The following is a 25,117-nucleotide window of genomic DNA, read 5'->3' on the forward strand; positions in this document are numbered from 1 at the left end:
GCGACGACGAGGTGCGCATAGTCGCGGCACACGCCCGCGCCGGCCAGCACCGTGTCGGCGGCGCCGTCGATCGGGTCGCTCGAGCCGGGTACGTAGCTGAGCCGGGTGCCGACCCACGACGACACCTTCTCCAGCAGGGTGGCCGAGTCGGCGAACTCACCGAACTCGGTGGCGGCGAAGCCGTAGAACTTGTCGGCCTCGGCGTACCGGCTGGGCCGCAGGTATGTCGACATGTCGATGTCGCGCAGCGGTGCCGGGTCGGCCTCACCGACGACGGTCGCCGAATAACTCACCGTCAGGTTGCCGACCGGGGCCTCGAAGGTGTGGATCCGGTTGCCGTGGTCGCCCGCGATCTCCCGGATGTCGGCCGGCGGAATCTCCTTGCCGTCCAAGACGAATGTCAGCGACTCGGTGACTTCGGCGCCCGGCTGCGGGGCCACCGCGATCTGGAATTCCAGGGTGGTCGGGGCGGTGATCGCCACGTCCAACTCTGCACCGACATCACGCTTCATGGCCGCTCGCCTTCTTCTCGTCCTCGGAAAAATTCTCACGGCGCTTCTTCGGGCCACGCGCATCTCTACCCCCGAGGACCACGGGCGAAACGTCAGGACAGTTCGGTCAGACCCGCGGCGATCAGCGGTGCGACAGCCTCTGCAACCTTATCCGTATCGTCGGTGACGCCGCTCTCCCTGGCGCGGTAGGCGATGCCCGCCCCGATGATGGCGAGCTTGAAGTAAGCCAGCGCCATGTAGAAGTCCCAGTGATCCAGGGATTGACCGGCAGCACGCGAATACTTCTCGGCGAGCTCGTCGGCCGGCGGGATCAATTCGGAGGCCCATGCGGCGTCGGCGTGCACGAGGTGAAACGTCGGGTGCCGGTACACACACATCAGGGCGGCGTCGCTGAGCGGGTCACCGAGGGTGGACATCTCCCAGTCGAGCACGGCGATCACCTTGGTCGGGTCGTCGGCGTCGAGGATGGTGTTGTCGATGCGGTAGTCCCCGTGCACGATCGCGGTGCGGCTCTGCGGGGGAATAGCCTGCGTCAGCTTTGTGTGCAGAGCGCGGACGTCGTTGTCGCAGGGGTCGTCGTCCCGCTTGACGAGGTCCCACTGCGAACCCCAGCGGCGCACCTGGCGCTCGAGGTAACCACTGGGCTTTCCGAAGTCGCCGAGGCCGACCGCGTCGGGGTCCACCGCGTGTAGGTCGGCGAGCACCGTGATCAGTGAGTCCACGCAGGATTCGATGGTGGCCCGGTCCCCGAGCGCCTCGAGTTGCTCGGTGTAGCGCACCACGTTGCCCGGTACGTAGGCCACCATCTGGAACGGCGCGCCGAGAACGGTGTCGTCGTTGCGCATCGTGACCGCCCGGGCGACGGGGACGGCGGTGTCGGCCAGCGCCGCGACCACGCGGTACTCGCGCGCCATGTCGTGCGCGGATGGGGTGAGCCCGTGCAGGGGCGGGCGGCGCAGCACCCACTGGGACGCGTCGTCGGACACCAGGAACGTCAGGTTCGACCGGCCGCCGGAGACCAGCTCCGCACGCAGCTCCCCTGTGCGCGGTATCCCGGCGTCGCGCAGGTGTCGATCGAGGGCGGTCAGATCGAGGCCATCGAGGTCAGTCACGGGACTTGTCTACCACCGCTGATTCCGGGGGAGGAGGTCCCATACGTGTTCGGTGCCGTTGACCGCCGCCACCCACAGCCGGCCGGTGCGCGACGACAGCAACCGTGTCACCGAGGCATAGTCGACGTTGAACGACAGCAGCCGCTCGGTTCCCAGGATCTGGTGCAGCAGCACGTTGATCACGCCACCGTGGCTGAAGACCGCCACGGTGTCGTCGTGGTCGGTGCCGGCGACCAGATCGTCGACGGCCGCCCTGACACGCCCCAGGAACTCGGCTTCGTCGACACCGCTGGGCAGCCGGCCGTTGATCAGCCGCTCCATCTCGGCCGGGTTCTCGGCGGCGATCTGTTCCACCGGAATGTAATGGGCCATGTCGCGGTCGTACTCGGCGAGTCGGTCGTCGACCTCCACCCCGATACCCAACGCGTCGGCCAGCGGCTGAGCGGTCTCGATCGCCCTGACCTGAGGGCTGCTCAGCACGCGCCGGACGGGGAACCGGCTGAGCGCTTCCGGCAGTCTCGCCGCCTGGTCTTTCCCTTCGGCGGACAGGCGAGGGTCAGAGCCCTGCCCGGGTTCGCTCCGCAACGGCAGCGCATGTCGGACCATAAGCAATTGCACCGTGACACCATATGGCCAATGCGCGCCTTCGCCTGTCCCGTGTGCAACGCCTTCACGGCGTTCGAGGCGGATCACTGTGCAGCCTGCGGATCGGCGGTGGGTCTGCATCTGCCGACGAAGGAGATGTTGGCGCTCGACAACGGTGCCGCCCGCGTCGACGGCCGGCGGTGGATCCTGTGCACCCAACACACGACGCTGGGGTGCAACTGGCTGGTGCCCGAAGAGGAGAGCGACGCCTATCAGCGCGGGCGGTGTCTGTCGGATTCGTTGATCCGCCGTGAACCCGACGCGGCGGACACCCTGGCCCGGGAGAAGCTGGTGCCGACGGCTGCAGCGCTGCGCCGGTTGGTGTACCAACTCACCGACATCGGCCTGCCGGTGGAGCCGTTCTGGCGACGTGATGGCGGCCTGGCGTTCGACCTGCTGTCCAGTTACAGCGAGGGACAGCGGGTGACGATCGGCCACGCGAACGGCGTCATCACGATCGACCTCGTCGAGTCGCTCGACGCCTACCGGGAGTCCTTGCGGGTGCGCCTCGGCGAGCCCTACCGCACCATGCTCGGCCACTTCCGCCACGAGGTGGGCCACTACTACCAGAACGTTCTTGTCGAGAACGGCCCCGGCGCCGACAGATATCTCGACGACTGCAGGCGACTCTTCGGAGACGAACGGGCCGGCTACAGCGAGGCGATCGACCGCCACTACCGGTTCGGCGCACCGGAGGACTGGCACCGCGACTTCATCTCCGAGTACGCCACCATGCACCCGTGGGAGGACTTCGCGGAGTGCTTCGCGCACTACCTGCACATCACCGACACCATCGACACCAGCCGGGAAGCGGGGATGGTGCTGCACGCCGACCGAGTCCGGTTCGCGGCGCCTCGTGACGCGGCGCCGTTGGCGTCCTACGACGAGGTGCCCGTCGAGCGACTGCTCTACGACTGGCAGTGGATCTCACTGTTCTTCAACCGGGTGAACACCGCGATGGGCAAGAATCCGTTGTATCCCTTCACGATTCCCCCACCCGTGGTGGCCAAGCTCGGATTCGTGCACCGGGTGGTCCGGGAGTCGACGCATGGTTAGCGAGAAGTCATACGCGGACAAGCTGTTCGACCTCACCGACCGGGTGGTGCTGGTCACCGGTGGCAGTCGCGGACTTGGCCGCGAGATGGCTTTTGCGGCGGCACACAGCGGCGCCGATGTCATCGTGGCGAGCCGGAAGTACGACGCCTGCGTGGCCACCGCCGAGGAGATCAGCGCGGCAACTGGGCGGACGGCGTTTCCGTACCAGGTGCACGTCGGGCACTGGGACGAACTCGACGGGTTGGTCGACGCCTGCTACGACCGGTTCGGGCGGGTCGACGTGCTGGTCAACAACGCCGGCATGTCACCGGTCTACGACAAGCTCACCGACGTCACCGAGAAGCTGTTCGACGCGGTGATGAACCTGAACCTGAAGGGCCCCTTCCGATTAGCGGCGCTTGTCGGGGAACGGATGGTGGCCGCCGGCGGCGGAACGATCATCAACGTCAGCACTCACGGCTCACTGCGGCCCCACCCGTCGTTCCTGCCCTACGCGGCGTCCAAGGCCGGCCTGAACGCGATGACCGAGGGCCTGGCGTTGGCATTCGGGCCGACCGTCCGGGTGAACACGTTGATGCCGGGGCCGTTCCTCACCGATGTCAGCAAGGCATGGAACTTCGAGGAGTCGGCCAACCCATTTGCACACAGTGCGCTTCAGCGGGCGGGCGATCCCCGCGAAATCGTCGGTGCCGCATTGTTTCTGATGTCCGCCGCGTCGAGTTTCACCACGGGCTCCATCCTGCGCGCCGACGGCGGGATTCCCTGATCCCAGCCCGCGGGGGTCTAGGGCGTGACGATGTTGAACCCGGGATCAGGTTTGTCCAGCGCCCCGACCAACGACTCGAGAACCGCGGCATCGCCTGAGATCTCGAGTCCGGGAGAGGTGCTGTCCCCCGCCGCAAGCGTGAGCAGACGCAGCTTGCTCGCCAGGTTCAGCGTCGCCTGAGCGGTCGCCGCATCGGCGGGCACCTTGCGGTAGACCAGCACACCGTTGCGCAGCGTGAGCCGGTAGTTGGTGGCGGCATCGAGGAACGTGATGTCGACGGCGAGGTCGAGATCCCAGGCGCGCGGGCCGTTCACGCTGATCGCGAGCACATCGAACATCTGCTCGGGCGACAACTGGGACGCCATCGACGTGGACGAAGTCTGCGTCGGGGTACCGAAGTTGCCATCGCGCAACTCGGTGGCGCCGGCGAGGAAGAAGTTGCGCCAGGTCGCGGTCTCGGACCCGTACGCAAGCTGTTCGAGGGTGTCGGCATACAACTGCCGAGCCCCCGCGTGGTTCTCGTCGGTGAAGATCGCGTGATCGAGAAGTGTTGCCGCCCAACGGAAATCGCCTTCGTCAAACTCCGACTGGGCGATCTCGACAACTCGGTCGACACCGCCCATCGCCGCCACATAGCGCGGGCCGATGGCTTCGGGCGGGTGCGGCCACAGCCGCGCCGGGTTGCCGTCGAACCAACCCATGTAGCGCTGGTAGACCGCTTTGACGTTGTGGCTGACCGACCCGTAGTACCCGTGGGCATGCCAGGCCCGTTCCAGCGCCGGCGGCATCACGAAGTCCTCGGCGATCTCGATCCCGGTGAACCCCTGGTTGAGCTGCCGCAGCGTCTGGTCGTGCAGGTAGGAGTACAGATCCCTTTGCAGCGAGAGGAATTCGACGATCCTGTCCTTGCCCCAGGTGGGCCAGTGATGGGAGGCGAACACCACGTCGGCGCGGTCGACGAAGGTGTCGATGGCCTCGGTGAGGTAACCGGCCCAGCCGTGCGGGTCGCGCACCAGGGCGCCGCGCAGCGTCAGCAGGTTGTGCAGGTTGTGTGTCGCGTTCTCCGCCATGCACAGCGCGCGATAGCGCGGGAAGTAGAAGTGCATCTCGGCGGGCGCTTCGGTGCCCGGCGCCATCTGGAACTCGATCTCCACACCGTCGAGAGTGTGTTTCTCGCCGGTCTCGCGGACGTCGACGGTCGGCACGATGATGGCCACCTCGCCCGTCGACGGGGTCTGTCCGAGCCCGCAGCCCACCTGCCCTTTCACCCCGCGGTCGAGGACGGCGCCGTACATGTAGCCCGCACGACGCGCCATCGCCGTTCCCGCGTAGACGTTCTCCTGCACCGCGTGCTCGAGGAATCCTTCGGGAGCCAACACCGCGACCCTGCCGGCGTCGACGTCGGCCTGCGTCGTCACCCCGAGCACTCCGCCGAAGTGGTCGACATGGCTGTGGGTGTATATGACGGCGACGACCGCCCGGTCGCCGCGGTGTTCGCGGTAGAGCGCCAGCGCCGCGGCGGCGGTCTCGGTGGACACCAGCGGGTCGATCACGATGATCCCGGTGTCGCCCTCGACGAAGGTGATGTTCGACAGATCGAAACCACGCACCTGGTAGATGCCCTCGACGACTTCGTAGAGCCCCTGCTTGGCGACCAGGGCCGACTGCCGCCACAGGCTGGGGTGCACACTGGTCGGCGCGTCCCCGGACAGGAAGTCGTACGCGTCGTTGTCCCACACCACGCGCCCGTCGGCCGCGGTGATCACACACGGCTGTCGGGCGGCGATGAAACCTCGGTCGGCATCCTCGAAATCGCGGGTGTCGTCGAACGGCAGGGCGCTCAGTTGCTCACGGTGGGCAGCTTCAATGATGGCTGAGGGCGGCTTGTTGTCCATGTATCCAGATTGCCACGCAGCCCCTGCCCCCGATGGTTGACTGACGATATGGATGTACGCCGAGTGGTCACCGGACACGATGCGTCCGGCAAGTCCGTGTTCGTCAGCGACGAGGCCGTCGCGCCGCGCAGACCGGTGCTGCTGCCCGGCTCCGAATTCACCCTGTTGTGGGGCGGTGACGAAACCCCCCGCTTCCCCGACGACGGCTCGATGCCGAACTGGCACACCTACTTTCCGCCGGTCGGCGGATTCCGGTTCTCGATGTTCACGCTGCCGCCGGGCACCGCAGAGGCCAGGACAGACGACCTCAGCACCGAAGATGCGGTGGCCGACGGGGAGCAGAAACTCCCCGGCCTGCTCGCCTACATGGAACTCGACGACCCCGGCATGCACACCACCGACACCATCGACTTCGAAGTCGTACTGGAGGGCACCGTGGTGCTCGAACTCGACGACGGCGCCGAGGTGACGCTGCACCCGGGAGACACCGTCGTCCAGAACGGCACCAGGCACCGCTGGAAGAATCCGGGGGACACGCCGGCCCGACTGGCACTGTTCGTGTGCGGGGCTGCCCACGACAATGTCAGCCGCCCATCGCCGCCACCAGCCGGCTGACTTCGTCGGTCCCGTGCCCGTCGGCGACCACGTCGTCGGCGTAGCGCTTCAGAGCCTGCAACACACCCGCGTCGACACCGGCCGATTGCGAGTTCGCCACCAGATGTCCCAGCGACGCCGCGGTCGAGGACACCGGTGCGCTGCTGTTTCCGTGCCTGTCGGCGCCGACACGCTCGGCCAATTCCGTGAAGATCGCCGGCAGGATATCGACGATCCCCAAGGCGTGAGGCAACAGTTGCTCAGGTGAAATTTCCTGCATTCCAGCAGTTTTCACCGCATGGAGGAATCCGCCCATCGCTGTCCAGAATATGTCCAGCAGGGCCATGTCGAAGGCGGCGGCACGGCCAGGATCCTCCGCCAACCAGGTGGTCCGGCCCAGCGCACCGAGGACGTCCCGGTACGCGTCGAACACGTCCTCGGGTCCGGCGAAGAGCACGCTGGAGTCCGCGGTTCCCACGACCTCCGTCGGTGTCATGATCGCGCCGTCGAGGTATCGGCCGCCGGCCCGCTCCACCAGGGCAGCCGTCCGGCGCACGCGGTCGGGGGTGTCGGAACTCAGTCCGATCAGTACCCGCCCGGCGGCAGCCCCGCCGGCTTGCGCCACCACGCTGTCGACCGCATCGTGGTCGACGACGTTGATCAGCGTGATCTCGCTCGCGGCGACGGCGTGAGCAGGATCCGACGCCCACTGGGCGCCCCGGGCCAACGCTTGTGCGGCTTTGGATTCCGTGCGATTCCACACTGTCACCTGATGGCCTGCGTCGAGCAACGCACCTGCGAGAGCCTGACCCATCGGGCCGAGACCCAGGACAGTCACCGTGGTCATGCCGCCTCCTCAGGGTTGCGGATGCTCTCGATGATGCGGGCGAAGCCATCGGCACCGTGGCCGGACTCGACCTGGCGACGGATCAGCCGCTGCATGGAATCGATGAGTCCGGTGTCGATTCCCTGGGCGCGGCTCGCCTCGACGATGTCGGCGAGGTCGGAGAACAGCAGGCTCTGCTGCCCAGGCACCGAGTAGTCCCCGCCGTCGATGATCTGCGCGTAGTCGGTGATCGAGGGCGCCAGCGCCTGCAGCCACGGCACCGCGCGAGCAGCGAACTCGGTGGCGGACACCCCTGCCGGCCCCACCATCGCCGCACCGTGGAAGAAACCCGCGAACATCGCGTACATGCCAGCCAGCAGAGCGAGGTCATACAACGAGGCCATGCCCGCGTCCGTGCCGAAATACTCTGCGGTTCCCCACTCTTGGAGTAGCCCACGGTGCGCGTCGAACACGTCGCGCGAGCCGCTGTACAACAGCGTCGACGCGGTGGTGCCGATCATTTCCGGCGTCGCCATGATGCCACCGTCCAGGTAGCCGACCCCTACGGCGTCGGCCCACTGTGCGAGTTCGCGCGCACCATCGGGTGCCGTCGTGGTCAGGTTGACCACCTGCCGTCCGCTGAGATCTCCTGCCACCGGATCGAGCACGTCGTGCACCGACGCGTGGTCGAGCAGGCACACGACGACGAGATCGGCGGCGGAGACTGCGGCGCTGACGGTGTCCGCGACCGTCGCCCCGTCGGCTGCCAACGGTTGCGCCCTTGCGGCAGAACGATTCCAGACGGTGGTGCGGTGACCGGCTCTGACAGTGGCGCGAGCGAGCGACGAGCCCATCTCGCCCGTCCCTACGAAAGTCACTGAAGTCATGGCACGATCGTGGCCGGACGGAAACTTTCCGACAAGTACCCACTATTAGGGGGGGTACTTACCAAAAGGGAACTATTGAGCTCGACGTGCAGGGAGGACTCAGTGGCGGCATTGGGAAAGTACACATGCGGCCTCGACGCGGCGATGGCCGTCGTGGACGGCAAGTGGAAACCGCTGATCCTGTGGGAGCTCAGCGAAGGGCCCGTGCGATTCAACATGCTGCATCGCAATCTGACCGGCATCTCCCAGAAGATGCTCACCCAGCACCTCAAGGAGTTGCAGCGCCATGGCGTGGTGCACCGCGAGAGCTACCACGAGGTGCCGCCGCGGGTCGAGTACTCGATGACCCCCGCCGGCAGAGAACTCCTGCAGGCGCTCGAGCCGCTGGGCACCTGGGCCGAAAACCACATCGATCTGATCTGCGCGGCCGACGCCGGTTAGTCCGCCTGTTCGGCCAGCCAGCGTTCCGCGCGTCGCTTCGAGGCCTGGGCGAGCCATGCGTCCTGAATCAGTTCCCGCAGTTCGCTGACACCGACCTCGCCGAGCCTGCTGGCACGCACCAACACCGACAGGTGCCCGTCGAAGTGCGCGGTGCTGAAGAACGGTGACTCCGGATCCTGTACCAGCGCGCGCTTGTCGGCCTCGGATTCCACCCAGATCACGATGACGTCCGGGTACTTCTCGCCGGTGTCGGGATCGACGGCATCCGGACGCGGCGTACGGAAGAACACGAACGACTTGCCGCCGACCTGGTAGATCGAGTTACCAGCCCTCGGTCCCTCGACACGGTTCACGTGCGGCATGGACGCCGCGATCTCGTGGACGTCGGCCTCGGTGGCGGGTCGGTCACGCATCACGTTCCACCCGATGCAGTTCGACGTCGGTCAGCTCGCCGTCCGCCACCGTGGCGGTCATGTACGTGCAGTGCGGCTGACGGCGGCGGTCGGTCGGTGAACCCGGATTCAGCAGTCGCAGGCCAGATTTCGCGGTTCCATCCCATGGGATGTGGCTGTGGCCGAACACCAGCACGTCGGTGTCGCGATACAACTTCGCCATCCGTTCGTCGCGCCCGGCCGACGCACCCGTCTCGTGCGTCACGGTGAATCGCAGACCGCCCAGCTCGACGTCAGCGCGCTCTGGCAGTCGGCGCCGCAGCTCGTCGCCGTCGTTGTTGCCCCAGCACGCGACCAGCCGCCGGGCCCGCTCCTCCAGCGCGTCGAGCAGGGCCGGTGCCATCCAGTCACCGGCGTGGATCACCACGTCCGCGGCCGCCACCTCGTCCCAGACGGCGGCGGGCAGATCGCGCGCCCTCGTAGGAACATGTGTGTCAGCGATCAGCAGCAGGCGCACATCCTCCACATTAGGAGGTCCGGCCGAGGTGAACGTCAGCGTGCGAGCGTCTGATGAATGGAGCGAACCGCGCTGGCACCCTCGCCCACCGCGGCGGCCACCCGCTTCATCGAACCGGCGTGCACGTCACCCACCGCGAACACGCCGGGAAGCGACGTCTCGAACGGGCGCGGCCGCCGGCTCAGTGACTGCCACGTACCGCCGCTCAGTACGGCATCGGGCAGCGCCGAGTCGGTGAGGATGAACCCTTTGGCATCCAGAGCGACGCCACCACACCACTGGGTTGCGGGTCGTGCACCGATGAAGCAGAACAGCCCGCGGCACGGTTGCGGCGCGAGTTCGCGTCCGGAACTGTCGGTGATCGAGATCGCCTCGAGGTATGTGTCTCCATGGAGCGCTGTCACCTCGCTGCACAGTCGCGTCGTGATCGCCGGATGTTCGTCGATCCGGTCGGCGAGGTAACTCGACATGTCCTTGCGTAAGGTGTTGCCACGCACGATCAGGTCGACGCGAGAGCCGTTGGCGGCCAGGTGCAATGCGGCTTGTCCGGCAGAATTGGCACCGCCGACGACGGCGACCGGATCAGCGCCGCAGGCAGCGACCTCCAGTTGGGTGGCGGCGTAGAAAATCCCCGCACCTTCGAACTCACGCCACCTCGGCAGAGGCAGGGTGCTGTAGGCCGCGCCGGTGGCGATCACGATCGTGCGGGTTTTCATCACCGCACCCTCGGCCAGTTCGACTGCCAGATGCGGACCGTCGTCGACGATCCCCACCGCAGCGGCCGGACTCAGCAGTTCGGCACCGAATTTCTGCGACTGGATCATCGCGCGGCCGGTGAGGTCGGCGCCGGAGATGCCCGAGGTGAACCCCAGATAGTTCTCGATGCGCGAACTGGCGGCGGCCTGGCCGCCGATCGTGGTCGCCTCGAGCAAGACCGTGTCGAGGCCCTCGGAGGCGGCATATACCGCGCTCGCCAGACCCGCCGGCCCTCCGCCCACGATGACGACATCACACACCCGGGTGCTGGCATCGCTGCGAATCGACCCTGCCATCCCGAGGGCTTGCGAGACCGTCGCGGCTGTCGCGGCGCGCACCGTGCGGGTCGGGGTCACCAGTACCGGCAGATCCGCCGACGTGAAGCCATGGGACGCCAACATCGATTCGGCGTCGTCGGTTTCGACGTCATTCCAGGTGTAGGGGATCTCGCAACGGGCCAGCCACCTGCGGATGGCCAACGTGTCGCCCGACAGCCCACTGCCGATCAGCTGCACACTCTCTGTCGCGGCCCCGCTGAGCATCATGTGCCGCCGCGCGAGCAGAGCGCGAAATATCACATCCGACAGTTCGACTTCCCGGTCCATCAGCTCGCGGAAACGGGCCGCGGGAACCCGCACCACCTCTCCCGCCACGATGACCCGGGCTGCGAGCACAGTCTCCTGCCCGGTCAGCATGTTCAACTCGCCGAGAAAACGCCCCGGACCATCGGTGGCGATGAGCACCTCGCCGCCGGAAACCGCCGAACCGACCACCTCGACGGTGGCGCTCTCGAGATAGAAGAAGTCGTAGTACGCCTGACCCGGCTCGAACAGCAGGTCGCCCACCGCGACCGACTCTCGGGTGCCGTAGCGGCGGATCTGCTGTACCTGCTGCGCGTCCAGCGTCGGGTAGGCGTTGTTCACGCCGAGAACTTCGCTCACAGCGGCCGCCAGCCCGTCCAATTGCATCGATCAGTGCGCGCTCTTGCTGCGATGCTAGCGGACGGTGACGTGCGTCGATCTGTATGAAGACAGGGCGAGCGGTGGAGTCGTTGGGCGAGAACGCTTTACGTCGACTTGCGCGACACCGGGCGCCAACCCGGCGGCGGGTCCTCACCGACCCGGCCGTCCACGGCCTCCCGCAGCAGATCGGCGTGCCCGGTGTGTCGGCCGTACTCCTCGATGAGATCGCACAGCAGCCGGCGCAGGTTGGCGTGGTTTCCCTGCTCGTCGCTGACCGCCACGATCTGGTCGAGTCCACCGCGCGCCAGGGCCGCGGCCAGCCGGGTCCGCGAACGGTGCACCGCGTCATGCCAGACGGCATACAGCTGCTCTGGTGTGTCCGCTGCCGCCGAGGTGAACTCCCAGTCCTCGGTGTCGTCCCACAGCGCATCCCACGGCTGCCCGACCGGGTCGCCGGTGAGCTTGCGGGTGAACAGGAAGTCCTCGTTGAACGCCAGATGTTTGAGCAACCCGCCGAGCGTCAGCCCCGAAGCGCCTGTGCGCGCCTGCAGACCGGCCGCGTCCAGGCCGTCGGCCTTCCACAAGAACGTGGTGCGCAGCCGCTCGAGCGCACCCACGAGGTGCTCGACCTCGCTGCCTGCGAGCGGCGGTTCCCAGGGAGTGTCGCTGTCGGCCATGGGACAACGTTAGGGTGCGCCCGGAAGAATCTGCACCCTGCCGGAAGCGGCTTTTCGGTCGAGCCACAGCACGACGGCCATGTGTGGGACGGTGAGCGCGAGCAACAGGCGGAGCACTTCGGCCACGGCGATCGTAGGGTCTGGTGCTGCCGCGGTGAACCAGCCCAGGGCAGCGACGGCTGCCAGTGCCGCGGCCGACGGCAACGCAGCCAGCCGGACGAAACGCTGGACCGCGGCTCGTCGTCGTCCGGTGGCCAGCAGAGCCGCGCAACCCGGCTCGACGGTGAGCATCCGCGCTGTGTGGCGGACTGCATGCCATCCGCCGAACCACACGGCGAACGCGACCAACGGCGGTGCCACCATCCCCAGCGCACCGATGAGCACGATATCGAGCGCTACCGCGGGATTACCCGACACGAGCGAGTAGGCCACTGCGACAACCGCTGCGCCACACCATGTGAGCATGAGTGCGATCTGAACCGGTGCGGAGCCGATGAACCACGCGAGATCTGGCGAGACAGCCGTCGCCACGGCTTCGAGCTGATCACCGGAGCGGGCCAGCGGAAGTACCAGTGCGCCGGAGCCCGCAATGACAATCGCTCCGGCAGGCAGACGACCGGGCTGCCAACCGGTGACCTGGCGCGCCACCTCGAGCTCCCCGAGGCCGAAATGCACCGCACTGAGCACCACGACCACGACCACAGCTGCCAGACCCGCCCACCGCAGCAGCGCCCACGCCGCGACCGCCACCCCCGCGTACACGGAGGCAACAACCAGAAGTGGTGTGCCACCTGCCAATCGGGTCGTCATCAGGTGGTCGACGGCTCCGTGCGGAACTCCGGCCACCAGTGCGAATCCGACGATGACATAGGAAACAGGCGCGCTGATGGCGGGTGCGCCGACAAGGGGAGCACCCGCCACCAGCACGGTGCCGATCACCAGCCATCGCGACCAGGCCACTGCGATCGGCAGTGCGCCAGGGGTCACGGCGGCGTGAGAATCTAGGCCGTAGGCGCCGGGGTCGGCGCCTTCTTGCCGTTCGTCTTGGCGACGACGGGCCCGTCCTCGGAGTGGTTCCCCAGGACCGCGAACTCGGCATCGTCAGAGAACGACTTAAGCCTCGCGATCTTGTAGATCAACAGGCCGTAGAGCACCTTGGCCAGGATGTCGGCGATGGAGTAACCGCCCTGCTTGGCCACCCATGCGAACGCGCCGTCGAATCCGAGGAGCGGAATGATGTACGCGATCGGGTAGACACCCCAGGTCGCCAGCAGCAGGATTCGCATCCGACTCACGGTGGTGCGCACGGCGGCGGGCTGACGGTCGAGCGAGCGGGTCAACTCGACGAACAACACGTACAGGATGTAAAGGAACGGGAGGGTGGACAGCAGCCCGAAGATGTTGCGGATGCCGTTGTCAGAGCTGATCTCACCGGGGTAGCCGAGAACGATCATCAGCGCCGACGCCGGAATCAGCCGGTAGAGCAACGAGTTCTGCAGTTTACGGGCCAGCGCCAGGACGACGATGAGCTCGGTCAGCAGCAGCGGCACTGTGAGCAACCAGTCCACGTAGCGGTATCCCTCGTTGAACGATTCGCCGGCTGCCTGGACATACACTCCACGGCCACCCTGCGCATCCGTCACGAACGCCGCCTTGAACGACTCGAAGATACGGAAGTAGTGGTAGGCGGCTATCCCGCAGACGATCGCGGAGATCACGAGTGCCTGGCGGTAGCGGGCCAGCACCCTCGGCTGGACCGCGAGAAGGAAGATCGCACCGAACAACTGCGCCGCGATCGTCAGTGACAGAAGGTTGTAGACCGTGTCGAATTGGCCCTGGGTCAGTTCTTCAGGAATCATTTCTCACCTTTGAGAATGGAGCGGAGGGGACAGAACCGACCGTACAGTAATGAACGACTAGTTCACTAGTGTCCGTTAATTACGTTTTTGGACAACTTGTTCATCGGCTAACTTTGTGGCTGGCGACAGCGGCTTCCAGCGCGTCGCACCGACCACGGGAGGTGACGCACGCACATGACACCCGGCAACATCGACAGGCCCGAGCCGATCACCGACTCTCGGGTCACGCGGACCCGCGCCGACGTGGGACGGACCGCGCTGGACTTGTTGACTCGGGAGGGTTCCGACTCACTCACGCACGCACGCATCGCCGAGATCGCCGGGTACTCGAAAACGACGCTCTACGCTCACTGGCCCACCCGATTCGATCTCTTCGTGACCGCGCTGGATTCCCTCGGCGAAATGCCACACCAGGCACCGACCGGCGATCTGCGCAGCGACTTGATCGGGGAGCTGAAGATGTTCCGCAAGGCGGTGGTCGAACTTCACCTCGACCGAATACTGTCGGCAATGGCCCAGTGGGCGACGGTCGAGACGATGAGTGAGATCCGAGACACGCTCAACACACGAGCCCAGCAACCGATCCGCAGCATGCTCGCGGCGTCCTTCGAGGGCGCATCACTGGAGGCGGCCATCTCGATGCTCGCCGGGGTGGTCGCGTGCCCGTCGCTGATGTTCGGCACCGTCCCTGACGACGACGTCATCGAAGCGGCGGTCGACGTGATCCTGAGCCGACCGTCGTGAGCCAAGCTGGGTGCGCCCGAAGGGATTCGAACCCCTAACCTTCTGATCCGTAGTCAGATGCTCTATCCGTTGAGCTACGGGCGCTGGGTGAAGCTATTCAGTTCTCGACGCCGGCGAGCCGACGAGCTGTCATACGCGGAGGCGAGAGGATTTGAACCTCCGGTCCGCTTTAAGACGGACAACTCATTAGCAGTGAGTCCCATTCGGCCGCTCTGGCACGCCTCCCGACGTTTACCGCCGCTGGATGAGAGTACACAGGGGCCGCCGCGGGAGGCAAAGCAGATCCGACCGGGCCCTAAACTGTTCGGGTGTCCGTCCGCCTGCGCCCCGAACTCGCCGACATCCCTGCCTACACGCCGGGCAAGACGGTGCCGGGCGCGATCAAGATCGCGAGCAACGAGACCGTCGACGGCCCGCTGCCCAGTGTGCGGGCGGCGATCGCACAGGCGATCGACGGCATCAACCGCTATCCCGACAACGGCTACGTCGAGCTCAAAGAGCGCCTGGCCAAGCATGTGAACTTCGCACCCGAGAACATCTCCGTCGGCTGCGGCTCGGTCAGCCTGTGCCAGCAACTGATCCAGATCACCTCGACCGTCGGCGACGAGGTGCTCTTCGGCTGGCGCAGTTTCGAGATCTACCCGCTGCAGGTTCGCACCGCCGGCGCCACCCCGGTACAGGTGCCACTGCGTGATCACACCTTCGACCTGGACGCGATGCTCGCCGCGATCACCGAGCGGACCCGGTTGATCTTCGTATGCAACCCGAACAACCCGACCAGCACGGTCGTCGACCCCGAGGCGCTCAGCCGGTTCGTCGAGGCGGTGCCGCCGCACATCCTGGTGGTGCTCGACGAGGCCTACATCGAGTACATCCGCGACGACCTGGTGCCCGACAGTTTCGGGTTGGTGCGGACCCATGCGAATGTTGTTGTGCTGCGCACTTTCTCGAAGGCATACGGGTTGGCCGGACTGCGCATCGGCTACGCCGTCGGCGATCCGGACATCATCACCGCGCTGTCCAAGGTGTACGTGCCCTTCACCGCCACGAGCGTCTCCCAGTCTGCCGCGATCGCCTGCCTTGATGCCGCCGACGAGTTGATGGTGCGCACCGACGCCGTCGTCGCCGAACGCACCCGGGTCGCCGCGGCCCTGCGCGAGGCCGGTTACGAGGTGCCGCCCTCGCAGGCCAACTTCGTGTGGCTGCCGCTGGTCGGCCGGGCCCAGCAGTTCGCCGGGGACGCCGCGAACAGCCGCATCATCGTGCGTCCGTACGGGGAGGACGGTGTGCGGGTGACCGTGGCCGCCCCCGACGAGAACGATGCCTTCCTCGACTTCGCCAGGGGCTGGATCACCGACCAGGAGACGCACCGATGACCGCGACACCACCCACCCCGCTCGGCCCGCCCGTGACACACACTGCACGCGACACCTTCGTCGAACTCAAGGGCCGCACCGGTCAGATCACCGACGCCGAACTCGACGAATTCTGGGAGAAGCTGGCTCCGGCCACGATCGACTTCATGATCGGCGAGTGGAAGGGCGGCGAGTTCCAGACCGGGCACAAGGCCAACGGGTTCATGAAACGGCTGAACTGGTTCGGCAAGACGTTCCACTCCGCGGCCGACGCCAAGCCGCTCGTCTGCATCGATGCCGACGGCAACAAGTTCTCCAACACTGAGGCGATGAACGGCGAAGCCAGCCTGTGGATGGAGGAGTTCCGCGGCGAGATGGTCGCCTCGATGGTCTACGACGGTAAGCCGGTGCACGATCACTTCAAGGTGGTCGACGCCAACACGGTGATCGGCCTGATGAACGGCAAGGGTGCGCTGGACACCTCGTCGGGCACACCCCGTCACCTGTACTTTTACCTCGAACGGAGCTAGCCGCATATCGTGGCCAGGATGAGCACGCGCGTACGGGTGGCGGCAGCCACCGTGGTCGGTGTGGGAATCGTTCTCGGCGTGGCCACCGGATGCCAGCAGACCACCGAAGGTGTCGTCGCCCAGACGACGGAACCGGGTCCGCCGCTGACCTCGCCGCCGACGACCGGGGGCCGTACGCCGTCCATCCCGGGCCTACCGGACATCCAGATCCCGAACATCCCGCTGCCGACCCGAAACACCGACGTCCCCGAGGTTCCCGCTCCGGCGAACGCGCTCGAGATGACGTGCGAGGAGTTCAGCGCGCTCGACGAGGCCACCCGGGTGGCGGTGGTCCGGGAGATCCTCGCCCAGGAGGCCAACCCGCTGGGTCCCGACGGCGAGTTCGTCGGGCAGATCCTCGCTGACGCAGCCTGCCAGTTCCTGCCGACGGCCACCGTCAGCGAGGTCCTGATGGGCGGCTAGCAGAGCCCCGGCTAGCCTTTTGCTCCATGAGCAGCTCATACGAATCGGTGACCGTCGATATCGCCGACCGAATCGCACAGGTGACGTTGATCGGCCCCGGCAAGGGCAATGCGATGGGTCCGGCGTTCTGGGCCGAGCTTCCGGTGGTCTTCGCCGAGTTGGACGCCGACCCCGAAGTGCGGGCGATCGTCCTGACCGGGTCGGGCCGCAACTTCAGCTACGGCCTCGACCTCATCGCGATGGGTGACACGCTCTCACCGATGCTGGCCGACGGTGCGCTGGCCAAGCCGCGGGCGGACTTCCATGCGCGACTGAAGGTCATGCAGCAGTCCATCACCGCGGTCGCGGACTGCCGCACCCCGACCATCGCGTCCGTCCACGGCTGGTGCATCGGCGGCGGCGTCGACCTGATCTCCGCGGTCGACATCCGTTACGCGAGCGCGGACGCGAAGTTCTCGGTGCGCGAGGTCAAGCTCGCCATCGTCGCCGATGTCGGCTCGCTGGCCCGGCTGCCACTGATGCTGTCCGACGGCCATCTGCGCGAACTGGCGTTGACGGGCAAGGACATAGATTCAGCACGCGCCGAGAAGATCGGACTGGTCAACGACGTGTACCCCGACGCCGAGTCGTCGCTGGCCGCCGCGCGCGCCACCGCGGCAGAGATCGCCGCGAACCCACCGCTGGTGGTGCAGGGAATCAAGGACGTGCTCGACGAGCAGCGGACCGCAGACGTGTCGGCCAGCCTGCGCTACGTCGCGGCGTGGAACTCGGCGTTCCTGCCGTCCCGGGACCTGACCGAGGGCATCACCGCGATGTTCGAGAAGCGCGCGCCCGACTTCACCGGTGAGTGACGCGACGACAGCGGTGGCGGAGGGATTTGAACCCCCGGTCGGTGTTAGCCGACTCTCGCTTTCAAGGCGAGTGCATTAGGCCGCTCTGCCACGCCACCGCGGGACAGTCTAAACGCGACCGATCTTGGCCGACGGCGCCCCGGACTTCAGCCCCACACTGATCCGCCGGCAGTTCTCCCCCATCGCCGACACCTGCGGCCGCGACAGCTTGTCGAGGAAGTGGGTGCGTACCGCCACGCCGTAGGTTTGCATCGCCGTTCCGAGGGCCTCCCTGCCCTCGGAGGTGATGCTGGCGACGACACCGCGGCCGTCGTCGGGACTGGCCCCCCGCGTGACGAGTCCCTGCTTCTCCAGTCGGTGGATCTGGCGCGTCACCCGACTGGGCAGCGACAGCAGAGCTTCGGCGAGATCACCCATTCGGGCCGCCCCGTTGGGCGATCTGGCCAGAAGATCGAGCAGTCGCACGTCGTTGAGCGTCAGACCGTGTTCGTCGATCAGCGACCGATTCATGGTCGCGTACATTCTCAGCGCGGCGTCGAGAAAGTTCAGCCACGCGCGTTGTTCAGCGATGTCCAAGCCCGGCGTTTCGCTCGCCGTGCGCCCCCCTATGATCCCCTCCATCTGCACATGATAGTGCCGCGGCACCGTGGCCGGAGGTCGAAAGCGCGACGCGTTTCCCCAGCGTAGTAGCGTTGTCCGAATGCGTGCGATCGTGGCCGAATCCCCCGACAGACTCGTCTGGCAATCCGTCCAGGACGTGGCGCCGGCCGCCGGCGAGGTCCTCATCAAGGTTGCCGCCGCGGGCGTGAACCGCGCCGACCTGATGCAAGCCGCAGGCAAGTATCCACCCCCTCCCGGTGCCAGCGAGATCATCGGCCTGGAAGTGTCGGGCACCATCGAGGCGGTCGGAGACCACGTCACCCGGTGGTCTGCGGGGCAACAGGTCTGCGCTTTGCTGGCAGGCGGCGGCTACGCCGAATATGTGGCCGTTCCCGCAGGTCAGGTGATGCCTCTACCCGACGGTGTCGAGCTGCCACACGCCGCCGCGCTCCCCGAGGTCGCCTGCACTGTCTGGTCGAATCTGGTGATGACCGCCGGGCTGCGCGCGTCGCACCTTCTGCTCGTCCACGGCGGCGCCAGCGGCATCGGCACCCACGCCATCCAGGTCGCCCGCGCACTGAACTGCCGGGTCGCCGTCACCGCGGGCTCGCGCAACAAACTCGACCTGTGTGCGGAACTGGGCGCCGAGATCACCGTCGACTACCGCAACGAGGACTTCGTCGACGTGGTCCGCAGCGCAGGTGGAGCCGACGTCATCCTCGACATCATGGGGGCGGCCTACCTGGACCGCAACGTCGACGCACTGGCCAATGACGGGCGGCTGGTCATCATCGGCATGCAGGGCGGGGCCAAGGCAGAGCTGAACATCGCGAAGCTGCTGGCCAAACGCGGCGGCGTCATCGCGACCGCGCTGCGCGCCCGCCCGGTCGAGGGCCCGGGCGGCAAGAGCGACATCGTGGCCCGGGTGGTCGACGACGTCTGGCCGATGGTGGCCGACGGCCTGGTCCGGCCGGTGATCGGGGCCGAGTTCCCGATCGCCGAAGCCCAAGCCGCCCACGAGTTGCTGGCATCGGGTGATGTGTCAGGCAAAGTGCTTCTGCGCATTGGCGATTAGCGCTGGGGGACGGCGTCAGCCGAGCGACGCCAACGCGCGCACCAACTGGTCCACCTCGGCGATGGTGCTGTAATGCGCCAGTCCGACGGTCACCGCGCCGCCGATGTCGTCGACGCCGATCAGGTCCAGAACACGTGAGCTGGCGTTCGCCATCGCCAGCACGCCGTTGTCCGCAAGGCGCTGCACGACGCGTTCGGCAGGCACCTTGTCGATCGCAAAACTCAGCACCGGGATCCGCACCTCGGGGCTGCCGAGCACCATCACCGTCGGCAGCGACCGCAACGACGTCAGCAGGTAGTCGAACAGCCCGCCCAGGTACGCCTCCGACGACTGCATCGACACCGACAGCCGCTCACGCCGGCTTCCCTGTGCCGAATCGTCCAGGTTCGCAAGGTATTCGATGCTGGCCACCACGCCCGCGAGCATCCCGAACTGATGTGACCCGAGCTCCAACCGCGCCGGCCCGGTGGCGTCGGGGTCCAGCGACACCGACCCGAAGGCGTCGATGATCGAGGGGTCGCGGAAGGCCAGCGCACCGATCGGCGGTCCGCCCCACGCCAGGGCATTGACCGCGATGACGTCGGCGTCGATCTCGTTGATGTCGACGAGCCGGTACGGCGCCGCGGCCGAGTGGTCGACGACGACCAGTCCGCCGACCTCGTGCACCAGCTTGGTGACCTCGCCCAGCTCGGTCACCGTGCCCAAAGTCGAAGAGGCAGAGGTGATCGCGACCAATCGGGTGGGGCGGGTGATCAAGCCCTCCCACTGCCAGGGCGGCAGCTCGCCGGTCTCGATGTCGACCTCGGCCCACTTCACCTTGGCGCCGTATCGGTTCGACGCGCGCAGCCACGGCGCGATGTTGGCCTCGTCGTCGAGGCGGGTCACCACCACCTCGTAGCCGAGGCCCACCCGACCCGACGCGGCGTCGGCCAGCGACGTCAGCAGCACCGCACGATCGGCGCCCAGAACCACCCCGGCCGGATCCGCATTGACCAGGTCGGCCACCGCCTGCCGGGCGGCGGAGAGCACCGCCGCGCTGCGCCTCGCGGAGGGGTGCGGACCGGATGCGTCGGGCATCGAACCGCGGAATGCGGTGGACACCGCGCGGCTGACCGAATCCGGCAGCAGCATGCCGTGCTGGGCGTCCATATGAACCCAGCCATCGCCCAACGACGGGTGCAATCCCCGCACCCGGGCGACGTCGTATGCCATGTCAGCCCACCTTAGTGCGTCAGTGAATTCCGCCTCACCAGCCCGAATACAGACCGATTCGACGAACGTCCGACCTTGCGTCTTGCTGCCCGCGCCCAACCGGAACGGGTCATCTGCGCAGCAATACTAGTCCAGTGCGCCGCGGGCTCGGAGTCCTACTTGCAGCATCGTTGCTGGCAGCGGGCGCGGCAATCGTCGCACCATGTAGCGGGGTTTGCGGATCGGGACACGGTGGCCGGGGTCCCTGGACAAATCGTCGTCGTGGGAGAAGATCTGAGACGACGGCACGGGCCGCGCCCACCACCGGTGCGTGGCCCAGCCGCAGCCGGAAAGCGATGCTGGGGCACTCTAGGGACATGACAAGCAATACCGACGACGACAACATCGAGATCATCGCCGACGGTCCGGATGCGATGGACGTCGACCGGGGCGACGGCAAGTCGTTGACCGACCTCGTCGAACAGCCCGCAAAGGTGATGCGGATCGGCACGATGATCAAGCAGCTGCTGGAGGAGGTGCGGGCGGCTCCGCTGGACGACGCCAGCCGCGGCCGGCTGCGCGACATCCACCGCACCAGCATCAGCGAGCTGGAGGAGGGGCTGGCCCCCGAACTGCGCGACGAACTGGAGCGGCTGACGCTGCCCTTCACCGAGGACACGGTTCCCTCCGATGCCGAGCTACGGATCGCCCAGGCCCAGCTGGTCGGCTGGCTCGAGGGGCTCTTCCACGGCATCCAGACGGCGCTGTTCGCCCAACAGATGGCAGCCCGCCAGCAGCTCGAGCAGATGCGCCAGGGTGCATTGCCTCCCGGTGTGGCCGTGCCGGGGCAACGAGGTGGTCCCGGGCACCCCGGCACCGGTCAGTATCTGTGAGACCGGGGTGGCCAGTCCTGAACCGTCAGAACCACGGATCGACACCCGCAATGCGTGGGTGGAGTTCCCGATCTTCGACGCCAAGTCGCGCTCGCTGAAGAAGGCCTTCCTCGGGAAGGCGGGCGGCGCGATCGGACGCAACGACTCCAACGTCGTCGTCATCGAGGCGTTGCGCGACATCACCCTGTCGCTCAAGATGGGCGACCGGGTCGGCCTGGTCGGACACAACGGTGCCGGCAAGTCGACGCTGCTGCGCCTGCTGTCGGGCATCTACGAACCGACCAGGGGCGTGGCGACAGTCCAGGGCCGCGTCGCGCCGGTGTTCGATCTGGGAGTCGGGATGGACCCGGAGATCTCCGGGTTCGAGAACATCATCATCCGCGGTCTGTTCCTCGGACAGACCCGCAAGCAGATGATGGCCAAGATCGACGAGATCGCCGAGTTCACCGAACTCGGCGACTACCTGTCGATGCCGTTGCGCACCTATTCGACCGGCATGCGGGTCCGGCTGGCGATGGGCGTGGTGACCAGTATCGACCCGGAGATCCTGCTGCTCGACGAGGGCATCGGCGCGGTGGACGCCGACTTCCTGAAAAAGGCCCAGACCCGGTTGGCGGCCCTTGTGGAGCGCTCCGGCATCCTCGTCTTCGCCAGCCACTCCAACGAGTTCCTGGCCCGGTTGTGCAATACCGCGATGTGGATCGACCACGGCACCGTGAGGATGTCGGGCGAGATCGAGGACGTGGTGCGGGCCTACGAGGGCGAAGACGCCGCCAGACACGTGCGCGAGGTTCTGGAAGAGACAGCACACACGCATGAGTGAGCAGATCGTTACGGTGGTCGTCACCCACCGCCGCCCCGACGAACTCGCCAAGTCACTCGACGCGGTCTCGTCGCAGAGCAGACGACCCGACCACCTGATCGTCGTGGACAACGATCACGACGACCGCGTGCGTGATCTGGTCGAGGGCCAACCGATTCCGACGACCTACCTGGGATCTCACCGAAACCTCGGCGGCGCAGGTGGTTTTGCGCTGGGCATGCTCCATGCGCTGAGCCTGGGTGCGGACTGGGTCTGGCTGGCCGACGACGACGGGCGCCCCCAGGATGCCGAAGTGCTGGCCACTCTGCTGGCATGCGCCGACAGACACGGCCTGGCCGAGGTCTCCCCGATGATCTGCGACCTGGACGACCCCGAGCGACTCGCGTTCCCACTGCGGCGCGGGCTGAAATGGCGGCGGCGGGTGAGCGAGTTGCGCACGGATTCGCAACTGCCCGACCTGATGCCGGGCATCGCGCACCTGTTCAACGGTGCCCTGTTTCGCGCCACCACGATCGAGGCCGCCGGCGTACCCGACCTGCGACTGTTCTTTCGCGGCGACGAAACCGAAGTACACCGACGGCTGCTGCGATCGGGTTTGCCCTTCGGCACCTGCCTGCACGCGGTGTACCTACACCCCCAGGGCGGCGACGAGTTCAAGCCGATCCTGGGCGGCCGCATGCACGCTCAGTACCCCGACAACCCCACCAAGCGGTACTTCACCTACCGCAACAGGGGTTACCTGCAGTCTCAGCCCGGCATGCACAAGCTGGTGCTGCAGGAGTATCTGCGTTACTCCTGGTACTTCGTGGTGTCGCGACGTGATCCTGCCGGGCTGCGGGAGTGGATTCGATTGCGGCGCTTGGGCCGACGGGAGAGGTTCGGCAGATGACGATCATGGATGCCGCCGCGCAGTCCAGGACGTTCCGGCGGGCGTGGGGCGACCTCGTCGACGGCTTCGGCAAGCGCGAACTGTGGTTACACCTGGGCTGGCAGGACATCAAGCAGCGCTACCGGCGCTCGGTGCTGGGTCCGTTCTGGATCACCATCGCGACCGGAACCACCGCGGTCGCGATGGGCGCGCTGTACTCGGTGCTGTTCAAGCTCGAACTGTCCGAACATCTTCCGTACGTCACGCTGGGCCTGATCATCTGGAACCTGATCAACGCGTCGATCCTCGAGGGGTCCGACGTGTTCATCGCCAACGAAGGCCTGATCAAACAACTACCGACGCCGCTGTCGGTTCATGTCTACCGACTGGTGTGGCGGCAGATGATCCTGTTCGCCCACAACATCATCATCTTCGTGATCATCGCGATCATCTTCCCCAAACCGTGGCAGTGGACCGACCTGACATTCATCCCGGCGCTGTTCCTGATCGCGCTGAATTGTGTCTGGGTGGCACTGTGTTTCGGAATTCTGGCCACTCGCTACCGCGACATCGGCCCGCTGCTGGCCAGCCTGGTGCAGCTGCTGTTCTTCATGACGCCGATCATCTGGAACGAGTCGACGCTGCGCAGCCAGGGAGCGGGCGACTGGGCCAGGATCGTCGAGCTCAACCCGCTGCTGCACTACCTCGACATCGTCCGTGCCCCGCTGCTCGGCGCCGAGCAGGAGTTGCGGCACTGGCTGGTGGTGATCGCGCTGACGATCATCGGGTGGATCTTCGCCGCGCTGGCGATGCGCCAGTACCGGGCGCGGGTTCCCTACTGGGTCTGAGGTTCCGGACCGAAGACGAACCGTCGGCCGGTCAACGTCTCCGGTGTGATGCGCACGAACCGCAGCTTCTCGGTGGCGACCCACGGATAGAGACCGGCGCGGTGGGCCTCGTCGATGTCGGCCGAGGTGGACAGCAAGTGCGCGGTGCCGCGGACCACGACGCTCCACCCCTCGCGGACATTGTGGTCGTCGGCTTCGAACACCACATGCTCGTTGAGCACAGCGGTCAGCAGCTTCGTCCCTTCGGCCGTGCGGAACAGCAGTGTCTTGTGCTGTACGACGAAGTTGACGGGAAAGATCTCGGTCCACCCGCCGACCGTCGTCACCAGCCGGCCCAGCGAAACCCCGGCCAGCAGGTTCCAGCTCTCGTCCTCGGTGAGCGCGGTGACCGGTGCGTCCGGCGCAGTGGTGGCGTCCATGGTCACGATCGTCGTCGGCCGCGACTACCCGTCGTAGGGTCCAAAGGCACTTCTGCGCGGTGTCGCCCGTTGTGAACTCATGAGCATTCCGCCATATGAGCCGCCACCCCTGCCGTCATCGGGCGCGGGAAACACCCTGCTGTGCCCGAAGTGCTCGGGCGTCATGAAGACCTACGAGCGCAACGGGGTCCACCTCGAACAGTGCGACACGTGCCGCGGCATCTTCCTCGACATCGGCGAACTGGAGTCGCTGACGCAGATGGAGAACCGGTTCGCGCAGGCCGCACCTCCCCCGATGCCGCCGCAGCAGCAGGGTTACGGCGGCTACGGCGGGTACGACAACTACGGACCCGGCTGGGGTCACCGCGGCAACAAGCACTACCGCAAGCAGGGCTTCGGCCGGCTGTTCTTCTCCAGCTAGACCATCCGCTCACACGCGGCGAGCAACATCTGCTGGGCCTCGTCGGTGTCGCCGTGGGCGAGCCCCGACGCGGCGGCGTGGACGACGGCCGCCCGGGCGAACGGCTCCAGCACCACCCACGGGTCCGCGTCAGGCAGGGC

At 66.7% G+C, this 25,117-nt stretch carries 30 protein-coding genes and 3 tRNA genes; 15 read left to right on the forward strand and 18 right to left on the reverse strand.

Annotated features, from left to right (window positions below; translation table 11 throughout):
* From WA965_RS29645 to WA965_RS29655, 3 genes are all read right to left on the reverse strand, one after another.
* A partial coding sequence (locus WA965_RS29645) for a transglutaminase-like domain-containing protein (protein ID WP_526448317.1) occupies window positions 1–512 on the reverse strand: 512 nt, incomplete at its 3' end.
* Window positions 513–604: 92 nt separating this feature from the next.
* Window positions 605–1,624 carry a phosphotransferase family protein gene (locus WA965_RS29650; RefSeq protein ID WP_526293949.1) on the reverse strand — a complete coding sequence of 340 codons (1,020 nt, stop codon included), beginning with the start codon at window positions 1,622–1,624 and terminating at the stop codon, window positions 605–607.
* A 9-nt stretch (window positions 1,625–1,633) separates the two neighbouring features.
* Window positions 1,634–2,242, reverse strand: coding sequence for a histidine phosphatase family protein (locus tag WA965_RS29655; RefSeq protein ID WP_526293948.1), 609 nt, complete (start codon window positions 2,240–2,242; stop codon window positions 1,634–1,636).
* An 18-nt stretch (window positions 2,243–2,260) separates the two neighbouring features.
* Here WA965_RS29655 and WA965_RS29660 point away from each other — a divergent pair, with 18 nt between their 5' ends.
* Window positions 2,261–3,325 (forward strand): zinc-binding metallopeptidase family protein, encoded by a 1,065-nt coding sequence (locus WA965_RS29660; protein ID WP_526293947.1) that lies wholly within the window; start codon window positions 2,261–2,263, stop codon window positions 3,323–3,325.
* The gene (locus WA965_RS29665; protein WP_526293946.1) at window positions 3,318–4,091 is read left to right on the forward strand and encodes an SDR family NAD(P)-dependent oxidoreductase; all 774 of its coding nucleotides are present in this window, start codon (window positions 3,318–3,320) and stop codon (window positions 4,089–4,091) included. Before WA965_RS29660 ends, WA965_RS29665 begins: the two co-directional genes overlap by 8 nt.
* Before the next feature lie 17 nt (window positions 4,092–4,108).
* On the opposite strand, the gene WA965_RS29670 is transcribed toward WA965_RS29665, so the two are convergent.
* Window positions 4,109–5,986, reverse strand: coding sequence for an alkyl/aryl-sulfatase (locus tag WA965_RS29670; RefSeq protein ID WP_526293945.1), 1,878 nt, complete (start codon window positions 5,984–5,986; stop codon window positions 4,109–4,111).
* Window positions 5,987–6,034: 48 nt separating this feature from the next.
* Here WA965_RS29670 and WA965_RS29675 point away from each other — a divergent pair, with 48 nt between their 5' ends.
* Window positions 6,035–6,601, forward strand: a complete 567-nt coding sequence (locus WA965_RS29675) for a cupin domain-containing protein (RefSeq protein WP_526293944.1) — start codon at window positions 6,035–6,037, stop codon at window positions 6,599–6,601.
* On the opposite strand, the gene WA965_RS29680 is transcribed toward WA965_RS29675, so the two are convergent.
* On the reverse strand, window positions 6,570–7,427 hold the full coding sequence (locus tag WA965_RS29680) for an NAD(P)-dependent oxidoreductase (protein WP_526293943.1): 858 nt from the start codon (window positions 7,425–7,427) through the stop codon (window positions 6,570–6,572). The genes WA965_RS29675 and WA965_RS29680 overlap by 32 nt on opposite strands.
* A complete protein-coding gene (locus WA965_RS29685; protein ID WP_526293942.1) occupies window positions 7,424–8,293 on the reverse strand; it encodes an NAD(P)-dependent oxidoreductase in 870 nt (289 codons plus the stop codon). Before WA965_RS29685 ends, WA965_RS29680 begins: the two co-directional genes overlap by 4 nt.
* A 102-nt stretch (window positions 8,294–8,395) precedes the next feature.
* Here WA965_RS29685 and WA965_RS29690 point away from each other — a divergent pair, with 102 nt between their 5' ends.
* Window positions 8,396–8,734 (forward strand): winged helix-turn-helix transcriptional regulator, encoded by a 339-nt coding sequence (locus WA965_RS29690; protein WP_526293941.1) that lies wholly within the window; start codon window positions 8,396–8,398, stop codon window positions 8,732–8,734.
* Here the strand turns inward: WA965_RS29690 and WA965_RS29695 are convergent.
* The 6 genes from WA965_RS29695 to WA965_RS29720 all read right to left on the reverse strand — a co-directional run bounded on the left by WA965_RS29695 (window position 8,731) and on the right by WA965_RS29720 (window position 13,897).
* Window positions 8,731–9,147, reverse strand: a complete 417-nt coding sequence (locus WA965_RS29695) for an MmcQ/YjbR family DNA-binding protein (protein ID WP_526293940.1) — start codon at window positions 9,145–9,147, stop codon at window positions 8,731–8,733. The genes WA965_RS29690 and WA965_RS29695 overlap by 4 nt on opposite strands.
* Window positions 9,140–9,643 (reverse strand): metallophosphoesterase family protein, encoded by a 504-nt coding sequence (locus WA965_RS29700; RefSeq protein ID WP_526293939.1) that lies wholly within the window; start codon window positions 9,641–9,643, stop codon window positions 9,140–9,142. Before WA965_RS29700 ends, WA965_RS29695 begins: the two co-directional genes overlap by 8 nt.
* Window positions 9,644–9,678: 35 nt before the next feature.
* Window positions 9,679–11,340, reverse strand: a complete 1,662-nt coding sequence (locus WA965_RS29705) for an FAD-dependent oxidoreductase (protein ID WP_526293938.1) — start codon at window positions 11,338–11,340, stop codon at window positions 9,679–9,681.
* Between the two features lie 125 nt (window positions 11,341–11,465).
* A complete protein-coding gene (locus WA965_RS29710; protein ID WP_526293937.1) occupies window positions 11,466–12,038 on the reverse strand; it encodes a mycothiol transferase in 573 nt (190 codons plus the stop codon).
* A 9-nt stretch (window positions 12,039–12,047) separates the two neighbouring features.
* On the reverse strand, window positions 12,048–13,025 hold the full coding sequence (locus WA965_RS29715) for a beta-carotene 15,15'-dioxygenase, Brp/Blh family (protein WP_526293936.1): 978 nt from the start codon (window positions 13,023–13,025) through the stop codon (window positions 12,048–12,050).
* 14 nt (window positions 13,026–13,039) lie between these two features.
* Window positions 13,040–13,897, reverse strand: coding sequence for a bacteriorhodopsin-like (locus tag WA965_RS29720; RefSeq protein ID WP_526293935.1), 858 nt, complete (start codon window positions 13,895–13,897; stop codon window positions 13,040–13,042).
* A gap of 174 nt (window positions 13,898–14,071) precedes the next feature.
* On the opposite strand from WA965_RS29720, the gene WA965_RS29725 reads away from it, so the two are divergent.
* Entirely contained in the window at window positions 14,072–14,641 is a 570-nt protein-coding gene (locus tag WA965_RS29725; RefSeq protein ID WP_526293934.1) for a TetR/AcrR family transcriptional regulator, read from the forward strand.
* 11 nt (window positions 14,642–14,652) lie between these two features.
* Here WA965_RS29725 and WA965_RS29730 read toward each other — a convergent pair.
* Both WA965_RS29730 and WA965_RS29735 read right to left on the reverse strand, forming a co-directional pair.
* A tRNA-Arg gene (locus WA965_RS29730) sits at window positions 14,653–14,725 on the reverse strand.
* A 52-nt stretch (window positions 14,726–14,777) separates the two neighbouring features.
* Window positions 14,778–14,866 (reverse strand) — tRNA-Ser (locus WA965_RS29735).
* Between the two features lie 83 nt (window positions 14,867–14,949).
* Here WA965_RS29735 and hisC point away from each other — a divergent pair.
* The 4 genes from hisC to WA965_RS29755 are packed head-to-tail and all read left to right on the forward strand — an operon-like array spanning window position 14,950 to window position 17,839.
* On the forward strand, window positions 14,950–16,017 hold the full coding sequence (hisC, locus tag WA965_RS29740; RefSeq protein WP_526293933.1) for a histidinol-phosphate transaminase: 1,068 nt from the start codon (window positions 14,950–14,952) through the stop codon (window positions 16,015–16,017).
* The gene (locus WA965_RS29745) at window positions 16,014–16,526 is read left to right on the forward strand and encodes a GXWXG domain-containing protein (RefSeq protein ID WP_526293932.1); all 513 of its coding nucleotides are present in this window, start codon (window positions 16,014–16,016) and stop codon (window positions 16,524–16,526) included. The genes hisC and WA965_RS29745 overlap by 4 nt, the downstream gene beginning before the upstream one ends.
* A gap of 18 nt (window positions 16,527–16,544) precedes the next feature.
* Window positions 16,545–16,988, forward strand: coding sequence for a hypothetical protein (locus tag WA965_RS29750; protein ID WP_526293931.1), 444 nt, complete (start codon window positions 16,545–16,547; stop codon window positions 16,986–16,988).
* Window positions 16,989–17,014: 26 nt separating this feature from the next.
* Window positions 17,015–17,839, forward strand: coding sequence for a crotonase/enoyl-CoA hydratase family protein (locus WA965_RS29755; protein ID WP_526293930.1), 825 nt, complete (start codon window positions 17,015–17,017; stop codon window positions 17,837–17,839).
* A gap of 11 nt (window positions 17,840–17,850) precedes the next feature.
* Here the strand turns inward: WA965_RS29755 and WA965_RS29760 are convergent.
* Both WA965_RS29760 and WA965_RS29765 read right to left on the reverse strand, forming a co-directional pair.
* Window positions 17,851–17,937 (reverse strand) — tRNA-Ser (locus WA965_RS29760).
* Between the two features lie 10 nt (window positions 17,938–17,947).
* Window positions 17,948–18,460 carry a MarR family winged helix-turn-helix transcriptional regulator gene (locus tag WA965_RS29765; protein ID WP_526293929.1) on the reverse strand — a complete coding sequence of 171 codons (513 nt, stop codon included), beginning with the start codon at window positions 18,458–18,460 and terminating at the stop codon, window positions 17,948–17,950.
* A gap of 79 nt (window positions 18,461–18,539) precedes the next feature.
* On the opposite strand from WA965_RS29765, the gene WA965_RS29770 reads away from it, so the two are divergent.
* Window positions 18,540–19,514, forward strand: coding sequence for an NAD(P)H-quinone oxidoreductase (locus tag WA965_RS29770; RefSeq protein WP_526293928.1), 975 nt, complete (start codon window positions 18,540–18,542; stop codon window positions 19,512–19,514).
* 15 nt (window positions 19,515–19,529) lie between these two features.
* Here the strand turns inward: WA965_RS29770 and WA965_RS29775 are convergent, their stop codons facing one another.
* Entirely contained in the window at window positions 19,530–20,726 is a 1,197-nt protein-coding gene (locus WA965_RS29775) for a cysteine desulfurase-like protein (RefSeq protein ID WP_526293927.1), read from the reverse strand.
* A 356-nt stretch (window positions 20,727–21,082) separates the two neighbouring features.
* On the opposite strand from WA965_RS29775, the gene WA965_RS29780 reads away from it, so the two are divergent.
* Genes WA965_RS29780 through wzm form a run of 4 tightly spaced genes read left to right on the forward strand, consistent with a single transcriptional unit; the run spans window position 21,083 to window position 24,137 of the window.
* Window positions 21,083–21,598, forward strand: coding sequence for a proteasome activator (locus tag WA965_RS29780; protein ID WP_526293926.1), 516 nt, complete (start codon window positions 21,083–21,085; stop codon window positions 21,596–21,598).
* Window positions 21,599–21,605: 7 nt separating this feature from the next.
* Window positions 21,606–22,421, forward strand: a complete 816-nt coding sequence (gene wzt, locus WA965_RS29785; protein ID WP_526293925.1) for a galactan export ABC transporter ATP-binding subunit Wzt/RfbE — start codon at window positions 21,606–21,608, stop codon at window positions 22,419–22,421.
* On the forward strand, window positions 22,414–23,310 hold the full coding sequence (gene glfT1, locus WA965_RS29790) for a galactofuranosyltransferase GlfT1 (protein WP_526293924.1): 897 nt from the start codon (window positions 22,414–22,416) through the stop codon (window positions 23,308–23,310). The genes wzt and glfT1 overlap by 8 nt, the downstream gene beginning before the upstream one ends.
* A complete protein-coding gene (wzm, locus tag WA965_RS29795; RefSeq protein WP_526293923.1) occupies window positions 23,307–24,137 on the forward strand; it encodes a galactan export ABC transporter permease subunit Wzm/RfbD in 831 nt (276 codons plus the stop codon). The genes glfT1 and wzm overlap by 4 nt, the downstream gene beginning before the upstream one ends.
* Here the strand turns inward: wzm and WA965_RS29800 are convergent.
* On the reverse strand, window positions 24,125–24,556 hold the full coding sequence (locus tag WA965_RS29800) for a pyridoxamine 5'-phosphate oxidase family protein (RefSeq protein ID WP_526293922.1): 432 nt from the start codon (window positions 24,554–24,556) through the stop codon (window positions 24,125–24,127). The two genes, wzm and WA965_RS29800, sit on opposite strands and share 13 nt — an antisense overlap.
* A gap of 79 nt (window positions 24,557–24,635) precedes the next feature.
* On the opposite strand from WA965_RS29800, the gene WA965_RS29805 reads away from it, so the two are divergent.
* Complete coding sequence (locus WA965_RS29805; RefSeq protein WP_526293921.1) at window positions 24,636–24,977, forward strand: TFIIB-type zinc ribbon-containing protein; 342 nt, start codon at window positions 24,636–24,638, stop codon at window positions 24,975–24,977.
* The last annotated feature ends 140 nt before the right edge of the window (window positions 24,978–25,117 follow it).

Origin of the sequence: Mycobacterium sp., from assembly GCF_049683935.1 — a bacterium.
Taxonomy (GTDB): domain Bacteria; phylum Actinomycetota; class Actinomycetes; order Mycobacteriales; family Mycobacteriaceae; genus Mycobacterium.

Coding starts and splice junctions, on each gene's coding strand:
- WA965_RS29660 (WP_526293947.1), top strand. CDS start 2,261: ATGCGCGCCTTCGCCTGTCCCGTGTGCAACGCCTTCACGGCGTTCGAG.
- WA965_RS29770 (WP_526293928.1), top strand. CDS start 18,540: ATGCGTGCGATCGTGGCCGAATCCCCCGACAGACTCGTCTGGCAATCC.
- WA965_RS29680 (WP_526293943.1), bottom strand. CDS start 7,427: ATGACCACGGTGACTGTCCTGGGTCTCGGCCCGATGGGTCAGGCTCTC.
- WA965_RS29755 (WP_526293930.1), top strand. CDS start 17,015: ATGAGCAGCTCATACGAATCGGTGACCGTCGATATCGCCGACCGAATC.
- glfT1 (WP_526293924.1), top strand. CDS start 22,414: ATGAGTGAGCAGATCGTTACGGTGGTCGTCACCCACCGCCGCCCCGAC.
- WA965_RS29675 (WP_526293944.1), top strand. CDS start 6,035: ATGGATGTACGCCGAGTGGTCACCGGACACGATGCGTCCGGCAAGTCC.
- WA965_RS29805 (WP_526293921.1), top strand. CDS start 24,636: ATGAGCATTCCGCCATATGAGCCGCCACCCCTGCCGTCATCGGGCGCG.
- WA965_RS29685 (WP_526293942.1), bottom strand. CDS start 8,293: ATGACTTCAGTGACTTTCGTAGGGACGGGCGAGATGGGCTCGTCGCTC.
- WA965_RS29720 (WP_526293935.1), bottom strand. CDS start 13,897: ATGATTCCTGAAGAACTGACCCAGGGCCAATTCGACACGGTCTACAAC.
- WA965_RS29665 (WP_526293946.1), top strand. CDS start 3,318: ATGGTTAGCGAGAAGTCATACGCGGACAAGCTGTTCGACCTCACCGAC.
- WA965_RS29800 (WP_526293922.1), bottom strand. CDS start 24,556: ATGGACGCCACCACTGCGCCGGACGCACCGGTCACCGCGCTCACCGAG.
- WA965_RS29710 (WP_526293937.1), bottom strand. CDS start 12,038: ATGGCCGACAGCGACACTCCCTGGGAACCGCCGCTCGCAGGCAGCGAG.
- WA965_RS29670 (WP_526293945.1), bottom strand. CDS start 5,986: ATGGACAACAAGCCGCCCTCAGCCATCATTGAAGCTGCCCACCGTGAG.
- WA965_RS29745 (WP_526293932.1), top strand. CDS start 16,014: ATGACCGCGACACCACCCACCCCGCTCGGCCCGCCCGTGACACACACT.
- WA965_RS29725 (WP_526293934.1), top strand. CDS start 14,072: ATGACACCCGGCAACATCGACAGGCCCGAGCCGATCACCGACTCTCGG.
- WA965_RS29750 (WP_526293931.1), top strand. CDS start 16,545: ATGAGCACGCGCGTACGGGTGGCGGCAGCCACCGTGGTCGGTGTGGGA.
- WA965_RS29775 (WP_526293927.1), bottom strand. CDS start 20,726: ATGGCATACGACGTCGCCCGGGTGCGGGGATTGCACCCGTCGTTGGGC.
- wzm (WP_526293923.1), top strand. CDS start 23,307: ATGACGATCATGGATGCCGCCGCGCAGTCCAGGACGTTCCGGCGGGCG.
- WA965_RS29695 (WP_526293940.1), bottom strand. CDS start 9,147: ATGCGTGACCGACCCGCCACCGAGGCCGACGTCCACGAGATCGCGGCG.
- WA965_RS29780 (WP_526293926.1), top strand. CDS start 21,083: ATGACAAGCAATACCGACGACGACAACATCGAGATCATCGCCGACGGT.
- WA965_RS29765 (WP_526293929.1), bottom strand. CDS start 18,460: ATGGAGGGGATCATAGGGGGGCGCACGGCGAGCGAAACGCCGGGCTTG.